We start from the raw sequence: 10,500 nt of genomic DNA, 5'->3' as shown, positions 1-10,500 counted from the left end.
ATCGTCCACGACAAGGCGCGGCTGGTCGACTTCGAGGACCCGGACAGTAACGACTGGCTGGCGGTGAACCAGTTCACGGTCGTCGAAGGTCAGCACAACCGCCGCCCGGACATCGTCCTCTTTCTCAACGGCCTGCCCATCGGCGTGATCGAGCTCAAGAACCCCGCCGACGAGAACGCGACCATCTGGTCCGCGTTCAACCAGCTGCAGACCTATAAGCGGCAGGTCCCGTCGCTCTTCGCCTTCAACGAGGCGCTGGTGGTCTCCGACGGGCTGGGGGCGCGGATCGGGTCGCTCACGGCGAACCGGGAGTGGTTCCTGCCGTGGCGGACCATCGAGGGAGAGGAACCGGCTCCGGCGTCCATTCCGCAGCTCGAGGTTCTCATCAAGGGAGCGTTCCAGCCGAACCGGTTCCTGCGGTTTGTCCGGCACTTCATTGTCTTTGAGGAAGAGGCCGGTGGACTGCTCCTCAAGAAACTTGCCGGATACCACCAGTTCCATGCCGTGACCCGGGCGGTCGAAGCCACGGTCGACGCCTCACGGCCGGGCGGGGACAGGCGGTGCGGCGTGGTCTGGCATACCCAGGGCTCCGGAAAGAGCCTCACCATGGCCTTCTACGCCGGAAGGATCATCCTCCACCCGGCGATGGAGAATCCCACGCTGGTGGCCATCACGGACCGGAACGACCTGGACGACCAGCTCTTCGGAACCTTCGCGCGCTGCCATGAGCTCCTCCGGCAGAAACCGGTGCAGGCCGCGGATCGGGCCCATCTGCGGGAACTTCTCAAGGTGGCCAGCGGAGGAGTCGTCTTCACGACGATCCAGAAGTTCTTTCCGGAACGGAAAGGCGACGATTTCCCGAAGCTCTCCGACCGGCGGAACATCGTGGTCATCGCCGACGAGGCCCACCGCAGCCAGTACGACTTCCTCGACGGGTTCGCGCGCCACATGCGGGAAGCGGTTCCGAACGCCTCGTTCATCGGATTCACCGGGACCCCCATCGAGTTGACGGACAAGAACACCCGCGCGGTGTTCGGGGATTACATCAGCATCTACGACATCCAGCGGGCCGTCCGGGACGGCGCGACCGTCCCGATCTACTACGAGAGCCGCCTCGCCAGGCTGGAACTCGACGAGGCGGAGAAGCCGCGCCTGGACGAGGAGTTCGAGGAGATCACCGAGGGCGAGGAGGAGGCGCACAAGGAGAGGCTCAAGACGAAGTGGGCGGCGCTGGAAGCCGTGGTCGGCACGGAGAAGCGGATCCGCCTCATCGCCCGGGACCTCGTGAACCACTTCGAGGGGCGGTTGGAGGCGATGGACGGCAAGGCCATGATCGTCTGCATGAGCCGCCGAATCTGCGTGGATCTCTACGACGCCATCGTGGCGATACGTCCCGACTGGCACGACGAGGACGACGCCGGGGGCGTCGGCAAGGTCGTGATGACCGGTTCCCCGTCCGACCCGCTGGAATGGCAGCAGCACATCCGCAACAAATCCCGGCGGGAGGCGCTGGCCAACCGGTTCCGGGACCCCGCCGATCCGATGAAGCTGGTGGTCGTCCGCGACATGTGGCTCACCGGTTTTGATGCGCCCTGCCTGCACACGATGTATGTGGACAAACCGATGCGGGGACACGGACTGATGCAGGCCATCGCCCGCGTGAACCGCGTCTTCCGGGACAAGCCCGGCGGGCTGGTCGTGGACTACCTCGGACTTGCGGATCAGCTTCGGCGGGCGCTCGCCGACTACACGGAGAGCGGCGGCGCCGGCCAGACCGCCATCGACCAGGAAGAGGCGGTCGCGGTCCTGCGGGAAAAATACGAGATTTGCTGCGGGCTCTTCCACGGGTTCGACCGGTCGCGCTGGACGGGAGGCGCGCCGGTCGACCGGCTTGCGCTCCTGCCGCCGGCCCAGGAGCACATCCTCGCCCAGCCGGACGGCAAGGATCGCCTTCTTGCGGCCGTCACGGAGCTCTCGCAAGCCTTCGCCCTTGCGGTCCCGCACGAGCAGGCGCTTGAAATCCGCGCCGACGTGTCCTTTTTCCAGGCGGTTCGCGCGGCGCTTGCCAAGTCCGGCGCGCCGGGTCCGAAGCCGGAAGAAGACCTCGACCACGCGATCCGGCAACTTGTTTCGAAGGCGGTTGCCTCGGATCAGGTCATCGACTTGTTCGCCGCCGCCGGCCTCAAAAAGCCGGACATTTCGATCCTCTCCGACGAATTTCTCGCCGAAGTCCGGGGGATGCCGCAGAAGAACCTTGCGGTCGAGCTGCTGCGCAAGCTCCTGAACGAGGAGGTCCGGACGCGCTCCCGGAAGAACCTTGTGCAGGGGCGCTCGTTCGCAGGGATGCTGGAGCGCTCCATCCGGGCGTACCGGAACCGCGCCGTCGAGACCGCCCAGGTGATCGAGGAGCTCATCGCCCTGGCCCGGGAGATGCAAGCGGCGGACCGCCGGGGCGAGAAGCTCGGTCTCGCGGAGGAGGAGGTCGCGTTTTACGACGCGCTGGAGACCAACGACAGCGCCGTCCAGGTGCTGGGGGACGAGACGCTGCGGACGATCGCCCGGGAGCTGGTAGAGACGGTCCGCAAAAACGTCACGATCGACTGGACCGTCAAAGAGAGCGTCCGCGCGAAGCTGCGGATCATGGTGAAGCGTGTTCTCCGCAAGCACGGCTATCCGCCGGACAAGGAGGAGCAGGCGACCCGGACCGTGCTGGAACAGGCCGAGCTCCTGGGACGGGATTGGGCGGAAGAGGCGGTACCGGCGCGCGACGCCCGCGCAGAGGCCGTGCCGGCGGACCTCCTTCCCTTCCGCCGGGTCACTCCGCAGGAGGAAGACAAGTACCGCACCTGCGTTCCACTCCTTTCGCTCAAGGCCGCCGCCGGAGCATTCGGCGACGTGCAGACGGTCGAGCCCGACGGGTGGGCGGAGATTCCGGTCGCCCGGAAACTGCGCCCCGGGATGTTCGTCGCGCAAGTCGTCGGCCGTTCCCTGGAGCCGCGGGTTCCCGATGGAGCGTGGTGCCTCTTTCGCGGCCCCGTGGAGGGATCCCGGCAGGGGCGCACCGTTCTCGTCCAGCACCGCGATATCCAGGACCCGGAGACGGGGGGCAGCTACACGGTCAAGCGGTACAGGAGCGAGAAGGTAAGCGACGGCATGGGAGGCTGGCGGCACACCGAGATCCGCCTCGTTCCGGAGAACCCGGAATTCGCGCCGGTCGTTCTAACGGAAGCACGCGAGGACGAGGTACATGTGGTCGCCGAACTGATCGAGGTGCTGGGGTGATGCCTACCGGGGGCGAGAGGAAAGATCCATGCCGATGAGCCGGAGGGGGGAGCATGAGCGGGAAGAAAGGATCGGGCGGCGGGAAAAAGCGGGCCACGCGACAAAAAGCGAAGAAGCAAAAGAAGGACGTTCCCGGGATACCCGCACTGCCGGACCGCCGCGCCATGGAGGGAATGATGGCCGGTTTTTTCGGCGGCGGAAAGGACGACGCCGTCGGACGGGCGCAGGCCCTGATGTACGATGCCTGGGAAACGTCGAGCCCCGGGCGGCGGGTGGCGCTTGCCCTCAAAGCGCTGGAAATCTCCCCCGACTGCGCCGACGCCTTCGTGCTCCTGGCGGAGGAAGCGGCGGAAACCCTTGGGGACGCCATCGCGCTGTATCGCAAGGGCGTCGAGGCGGGCGAGCGCGCCATCGGGGAGCAGGACTTCAGGGAGTACGAGGGCCATTTCTGGGGGTTCCTGGGAACCCGTCCTTACATGCGCGCCCGGGCGGGGCTGGCGCAGTGCCTTTGGGAAGCCGGCCGGCGCGAGGAAGCCGTCGAACATTACAAGGACATGCTGCGGCTCAATCCCAACGACAATCAGGGCATTCGTGACATGCTCATGCCCCGCCTGATCGTGCTGGGCCGCGACGGGGAGGCCGAAGCTTTGTTTAAGCAATACAAGGGTGACGCCATGGCCTCCTGGGCCTATTCGAGGGCGTTGCTGGATTTTCGGAAGTCCGGAGATTCCCCGGCGGCGAGAGAGGCCCTGGCGGCGGCCGTGGGGAACAATAAGCATGTGCCCGCCTACCTGCTTGGCCAGAGAAAAGTGCCCGGTTCTCTCCCGCCTTACCACGGCTTTGGCGACGACAGCGAAGCGATCGTTTACGTTCATGGGAATCGTTCGGCATGGAAAGCCACGTCGGGAGCCCTCGAATGGCTCGCCGCTCAGGTCAAGTGATCCGCCCGGACTCCTCCTTGGTCGCCGGCAGGCACGGTCCGACCGGTTCCGCCCCCGGCGGCACATCGGCATCGTGGTGCGGAGGATCGCCATGACCGCTCGCGGGAGAAGCGCGCTGGAGAAGGCGCTGGACCGGCGCACCCTGCGCCGGATGGCGGGAGCGCGGTCGTTCGAGCGCGGCGAGGACTACTTCGCCGAAGGGCAGGTCCGCGCTCTCGCGGAGCACGAAGGGATTCTCACGGCCAGGGTTCTGGGTACGCGGGAGTACCGCGTGAAGCTGTGGGTCGAGGAGGGGGACGTCGAATTCTCGTGCACCTGCCCCGTGGGGACCGATGGAGCGTTCTGCAAGCATTGCGTGGCCGTCGGCCTGGCGTGGCTCGAACAAGGAAAGGAAGGCAAGACGTCGCCCGGGAAGCCGGCGAAGCCCTCCGTCACGATGGACGATGTCCGCGTCTTCCTTGCCGGGCGGGAGAAGGACGCGCTCGTCGGCATGCTGATGGAACAAGCCATGGAGGACGATCGCCTGCGCCAGCGGCTGCTCATGAAAGCCGCTCGGAAGGCGCGGAAGGGCCTGGACATCGCTACGTTTCGGCAGGCGATCGACGACGCCGTCGACACCGGGGGATTCGTCGACTACCGCTCGGCGCACGACTACGCGCAGGGCGTCGAGGATGTGGCCGACTCGATCGAGGGGCTTTTGAAGGAAGGCCACGCCGCCGAGGTCATCGATCTCGCCGAGCACGCGCTTGGCGCGGTCGAGGACGCCATGGGTTCGATCGACGACTCGGACGGGTGCATGGGCGGCATCTTCGAACGGCTTCAGGATATTCATCACGCCGCCTGCAGGAAGGCGAAGCCCGACCCCGAAGAACTCGCCAGGCGGCTCTTCAAGTGGGAGCTCCGCACGGACTGGGACACGTTTTTCGGCGCCGCGGAGAAGTACGCGCACGTCCTCGGCGAGAAGGGACTGGCCGTGTACAGGAATCTGGCGGAGGCCGAGTGGGCGCAGGTGCCGGCCCTGGATGCGGGCCGGGACGATCCGGGGAAACACGGGAACCGCTTCCGGATCACGCACATCATGGAGACGCTGGCCCGGCGGACCGGCGACGTCGAAGCGGTCGTCGCCGTCATGAAGCGCGACCTTTCCTCCCCGTACGCCTACCTCCGGATCGCCGAGACCTTCCAGGAGGCGAGGAAGCACGATCCCGCGTTGGAATGGGCCGAGCGGGGCCTGAAGGCTTTTCCCCGGCGGACCGATTCGAGGCTCCGGGAGTTCCTCGCCGGGGAGTATCACCGCCGGAAGCGGCATGACGAGGCGATGGCGCTCGCCTGGGCCGGGTTTACGGACTCGCCGGATCTGGGCCAGTATGAGAACCTGAAGCGCCACGCGGACAGGATCGGCCGCTGGGGGGAGTGGCGCGAAAAGGCGCTCGCTCATTTGCGCGAACGGATCGACGAGGCGAAGCGGGAGACACGGAAGGATCGATGGGGAGGGTCCGGCCGGGCCGACCACTCGGAGCTCGTGAGGATCTTCCTTCGGGAGAAGGACGACGATGCCGCCTGGCAGGAGGCGAAAGCGGGCGGTTGCACCAACGACCTCTGGATGCAGCTTGCGGCCAAGCGGGAGAGGGATCACCCCGAGGACGCCCTTCCCGTCTACCGGCAGCAGATCGAGCCGACGCTCGCGCGCAAGAACAACGAGGCGTATCGGGCGGCCATCGGTCTTCTCCGCCAAATCCGCGGGCTGATGGTCCGCCTGGGCCGGGAGGCGGAGTTCGCGCGGTACCTGGAGTCGGTCCGCGCGGCGCACAAGCCGAAGCGGAACTTCATGAAGCTGCTCGATCGGGCGAAATGGCAATGAAGCGGGCTCGACCCGCCGGGTGACCCCCTGGCCGAGGCGAGCGTCCCGATCGACGTTCTTCATTCGGATATCGTGCCGGTGCTTCCTGCGGGTCGTCGAACGATCCTGCACTTGGGGGGGGGACGGGTATCGGGGCGCCCCGGCAGCCGACTATCCCGGTGGCCCGGGTCCGGGAGGTGATGCTCTCCGGAACGACGGGTCCTGGGTAAAGAAGAAGAGCGCCCCCGCCGCGGTGAAGCCGGCAGCGGAGAAGAACATCGCCCGGTACCCCAGGTGTTCGGCCACGAAACCGAAGGCCCCCGCCCCGATGACCAGCCCCATGTCGAAGGCCCCCGTGAACATCGCCATCGCCATTCCCCCCTTCTCGCTCCCCGCCCGGTCGAGGATGAGCGCGGAGAGGGAGGGAAAGAGAAAACCGTGTCCCGTCCCCGAGACGGCCGCGACCAGGGCAAGACCCACGTGTCCCCGGACGAACGGGATAAAGAGGATCCCGATCCCCAGGAGGAGCAGGCAGAGAAGGGAAAGCCGCTCGCGCGGCAGCCGGTCCGAGAGCTTGCGTCCCAGCGTCCGGGTTCCGACGACGGTCAGGGCGTAGACCACCACGAAGACCCCGATCGTGGAGACCTTCCGGATCAGCAAAAAGACGGGGAGGAACGTGAAGATCGACCCGTACGCCGTGCCGAACAAAAACGACGCCGTGTTCGGGATGAAATACGTCCGGGAGAGGAAATCGAGGAGGGAGCGGACCGGGAGCCGGGAGGATCGATCCGGCTCCTCCATCCCCAGCGGGAAAAGCCCCGCCAGGAACGCGATGACGGCGGCGGACAGGAACAGCACGGAAAACCCCGCTTTCCCGATCACCCACTCCCCGAGCCATCCCCCGAGCGCCGTGGGGAGGAAGAAGGACAGGCCGAAGACGCCCAGGGCTTCTCCGCGGCGGTTTTCGGGGGCGGCCGCGGCGATGTAGGCGTAGGAGGCGGTGGCGAAGAAGGAGTACGCCGCCCCCTGGAAGATGCGGATGGCGTAGAGGTGCGCGCCTCCTTCCCGCACGAAGATCCACGGGATCGTGGAGGCGGAGGCGAGCAGGGCGCCGGAGACCAGGAACGCGGTGCGCCCGCCCCGGTCCACGAACAGACCGTTGACCGGCTTGAGCGCCACGGAGACGAGCGTCCCCGTGGCCATGATCAGGCCGATCTGTCCCTCCCGGATGTGAAGCGTGTAGAGGAACGCCGGGAGGAAGATGAACATCGTCCCGTAGAGGGAGTAGAGAAAGTTCGATCCGTTCAGGAGGTAATAGTTCCGGTCATAGAGGGAGTGCGGCATACAGGGTACTATACCCGGGAGGCTGTTTTTTTCCACCCTGCGCACTCGCTCTTCCCCCCGGGCCCCGTTTCCGGGAGAATGATGCCATGAAGCCGCTCCGCATCGCCCTTGCGCAGATCAATACGACCGTGGGGGACATCGCGGGGAACGCCCGGAAGATCCTCGACTACGTCGAACGGTCGCGGGAGGCGGGAGCCGCGCTCGTGGTCTTCCCCGAGCTGGCGATTCCGGGCTATCCCCCCGAGGACCTGCTCCTGCGCGCCTCGTTCATCGAGGAGAACCGCTCGGCATGGCGCACGATCGCCCGGCAGGTGAGAGGGGTCACGGCGGTGGTCGGCTTCGTGGACCGCGACGCCGGGGGGAAGAATTACAACGCCGCCGGGATCGCCTCGGGCGGCCGCATTCGCGGGATCTACCGCAAGATGCATCTCCCCAATTACGGGGTCTTCGACGAGGTCCGGTATTTTTCCCCGGGCAAGGAACCGATGCTTTTCCCCGCGGGGCGGTCCGCCATCGGCGTCACGGTGTGCGAGGACATCTGGGTCCGCCGCGGCCCTCTCCCCCGGGAGGCCAGGGCGGGGGCGCGGCTGATCCTCAACCTGTCTTCCTCCCCGTACCACGCGGGGAAGTGGGAGACGAGGAGGGAGTTGGTGGCGAGGCACGCCGCCGCCTCCCGGTGCCCGGTCGCCTACTGCAACCTCGTGGGGGGGCAGGACGAGCTCGTCTTCGACGGGGGAAGCATGGTCGTCTCCTCGAAAGGCAGGCTTCTGGCGCGGGCGAAGATGTTCGAGGAGGACCTCCTGCTCTGCGACGTGGACGGGGAGGCAGAGGGGGGGCGCACCGCGCCCGCCCCGAAAAACGACGAGGAGATCTTTCGCGCGCTCGTGTTGGGCACGCGCGACTACGTCGACAAGAACCGGTTCCCCGGCGCGATCATCGGGCTCTCCGGAGGGATCGACTCCTCGCTGGTCGCCGCGGTCGCGGCGGAGGCTCTGGGGCCCTCGCGCGTGCTGGGGGTGACGCTGTCGTCGCCCTACACGGCGAAGATGAGCGTCGAGGACGCCCACGCGCTTGCCGGGAACCTGGGCATCCGGTGCATCGACCTCTCGATCGGCGAGATCTTCCGGACGATCGCGTCCGAGCTCGCGGAGCCTTTCCGGGGCTATCCCCCCGACACGACGGAGGAGAACATCCAGGCCCGCATCCGCGGCCTGATCCTCATGGCGCTTTCCAACAAGTTCGGCCACCTGGTGCTCACCACGGGGAACAAGAGCGAGATGAGCGTCGGGTACGCGACCCTGTACGGCGACATGGCCGGCGGGTTCGCCGTGATCAAGGACCTGTTCAAGACGAGCGTCTACAGCCTCTCGCGCCACTACAACCGCACCTGCGGCCGCGCCGTCATCCCGGAGAGGGCGCTCACCCGGCCCCCGTCGGCCGAGCTTGCGCCCGATCAGAAGGATTCGGACTCGCTGCCCGCCTACGAGGTCCTCGACCCGATCCTCCGGATGTACGTGGAGGAGGACCGGAGCATCCCCGCGATGGTCGCGGCGGGGTACCCCGAAGAGGTCGTCCGCCGCGTCGTGTCCCTCGTCGACGGCAGCGAGTACAAGCGGCGCCAGGCGCCGCCGGGGGTCAAGATCACCCCGCGCGCCCTGGGCAAGGACCGCCGCATGCCGATCACGAACCGGTCGAACGCGTAACGTTCTTTCCGCCTTCCTCGTCCCGTCCAGCGCTGCGGAACCCCCCGCTGCGCCACGGGACCTCCGGTTGCCGGCATCCTCGCAACGGGGCGTGCCATGGGCGGAGCAGGCCGAGGCCGCGAAGCCGCTCATTGCGCCCTGCGTGCCGGAGTCCCGGAAGCGTAGCGATGGGCGGGGATACTCCTCAACGCTGGGGGGGGACACTCCTCAACACAAAACTCGATATAGGAATGTCCCCCCTGGGAGTGTCCCCACCCGGATAGGAATGTCCCCGGAATGTCCCCGGTGACGCGAAACCCGGGATGCGCCAGGGTCATCGGATACTCATCCCAGGGAGGCGTCGGTCGCCGAAAGGAGGAATCCCATGGCGGGAGCGGAACGAAACGTCATTTCACTGCTTCGGGAACAGCTGAAGGCGGTCCACGAGATCCTGGAGGGAACGATGGCGGACGTGACGCCGGAAGCCGCCCACTGGATCCCCCCGGGCGTCGCGCTGCCGATCGGGGCGACGTACGCGCACGTGGTCGTCTCGGAAGACGGCGTCATCAACGGGATGTTCCAAGGGGGCGCCCCCTTGTTCGCCGCCGGGTGGGAGGGGAAGACGGGGCTTAGCGAACTGCCTCCCTCGTTCGACCCGAAGAAGCCGGGGTTCCCGGACTGGAGCGGATGGAGCCGCACGGTGAAGGTCGACCTGCCGGCGCTTAAAAAATACGCACAGGCGGTCTACGCCGCCTCGGACGATTACCTGGCCTCGCTTCGGGGCAGGGACCTGGACCGTCCGGTCGACCTCACCGCGCTCGGGCTGGGGCCGTCCACGGTGGGGTACGTGATCAACAACGGGATCCTGGGGAACGGCTTCACCCACTGCGGGGAGATCGCGTGTCTCAAAGGGCTGCAGGGGAAGCGCGGCTACCCGTTCTGACGGGGGCACGGGCGCCCGCCTCTACTCCTTGAGTTTCATCACGCGGAATGCTTCGAGGTAGACCGGCGGGGAATGAGGATCGGGAATGCCGCTTTCGTTCTCCGCCGGCATCCGGTTCGCCCTCTCCGCCTCGCGGCCGGCCCGCTCCCGGATCCTCTCCGACGGATCCCACCCCCCCACCTGGCTTCCGTAGACCCGGAGCGATTCGATCTTCGCGTCGATCGTGCCGGTGATGTCGATCCAGGTGTTCGGGGTATGGGTCGCGCAGACGTAGACGGCGTGCACCTTGTGCGCCGGCCCCTCCTCGGGCCACAGAAGCTCCATCTCGGCGCAGGGAAAGACGGCCTCGAGCGCCGCCACGGCCGCGGCGCGGTGGTCCGGGTGGTTGATGTAGTGGTTCTCGAAAAACCAGGCCTGCGGGTCGCCGCAGATCACGACCTCGGGCCTGTGTTTCCGGATCTCGCGTAC

General features: G+C 67.0%; 7 protein-coding genes. 5 read left to right on the top strand and 2 right to left on the bottom strand.

Annotated features, from left to right (window positions below; translation table 11 throughout):
- The 3 genes from VJ307_06400 to VJ307_06390 form a co-directional block, all read left to right on the top strand.
- On the top strand, positions 1–3,282 hold a 3,282-nt coding region (locus VJ307_06400), incomplete at its 5' end, for an HsdR family type I site-specific deoxyribonuclease (GenBank protein ID HJX73771.1).
- A 164-nt stretch (positions 3,283–3,446) separates the two neighbouring features.
- Positions 3,447–4,223, top strand: a complete 777-nt coding sequence (locus tag VJ307_06395) for a hypothetical protein (GenBank protein HJX73770.1) — start codon at positions 3,447–3,449, stop codon at positions 4,221–4,223.
- Positions 4,224–4,296: 73 nt separating this feature from the next.
- Positions 4,297–6,084 (top strand): SWIM zinc finger family protein, encoded by a 1,788-nt coding sequence (locus VJ307_06390; protein ID HJX73769.1) that lies wholly within the window; start codon positions 4,297–4,299, stop codon positions 6,082–6,084.
- Positions 6,085–6,234: 150 nt separating this feature from the next.
- Here VJ307_06390 and VJ307_06385 read toward each other — a convergent pair whose 3' ends face one another.
- A complete protein-coding gene (locus VJ307_06385; GenBank protein ID HJX73768.1) occupies positions 6,235–7,407 on the bottom strand; it encodes an MFS transporter in 1,173 nt (390 codons plus the stop codon).
- 86 nt (positions 7,408–7,493) lie between these two features.
- On the opposite strand from VJ307_06385, the gene VJ307_06380 reads away from it, so the two are divergent.
- Positions 7,494–9,110, top strand: coding sequence for an NAD+ synthase (locus VJ307_06380; protein HJX73767.1), 1,617 nt, complete (start codon positions 7,494–7,496; stop codon positions 9,108–9,110).
- 364 nt (positions 9,111–9,474) lie between these two features.
- The gene (locus VJ307_06375; protein HJX73766.1) at positions 9,475–10,032 is read left to right on the top strand and encodes a DinB family protein; all 558 of its coding nucleotides are present in this window, start codon (positions 9,475–9,477) and stop codon (positions 10,030–10,032) included.
- Between the two features lie 21 nt (positions 10,033–10,053).
- Here the strand turns inward: VJ307_06375 and VJ307_06370 are convergent.
- The coding region (locus tag VJ307_06370; GenBank protein ID HJX73765.1) for a hypothetical protein at positions 10,054–10,500 on the bottom strand (447 nt) is incomplete at its 5' end.

It is taken from the genome of Candidatus Deferrimicrobiaceae bacterium (assembly GCA_035256765.1).
In the GTDB taxonomy this organism is placed as follows: Bacteria; Desulfobacterota; Deferrimicrobia; order Deferrimicrobiales; family Deferrimicrobiaceae; genus CSP1-8.
This window is presented reverse-complemented; position numbering and strand designations above follow the sequence as displayed.

What these genes read in the sequence shown, in the direction of transcription:
- VJ307_06395 (HJX73770.1), top strand. Translation starts at nt 3,447, where the DNA reads ATGGAGGGAATGATGGCCGGTTTTTTCGGCGGCGGAAAGGACGACGCC.
- VJ307_06385 (HJX73768.1), bottom strand. Translation starts at nt 7,407, where the DNA reads ATGCCGCACTCCCTCTATGACCGGAACTATTACCTCCTGAACGGATCG.
- VJ307_06380 (HJX73767.1), top strand. Translation starts at nt 7,494, where the DNA reads ATGAAGCCGCTCCGCATCGCCCTTGCGCAGATCAATACGACCGTGGGG.
- VJ307_06375 (HJX73766.1), top strand. Translation starts at nt 9,475, where the DNA reads ATGGCGGGAGCGGAACGAAACGTCATTTCACTGCTTCGGGAACAGCTG.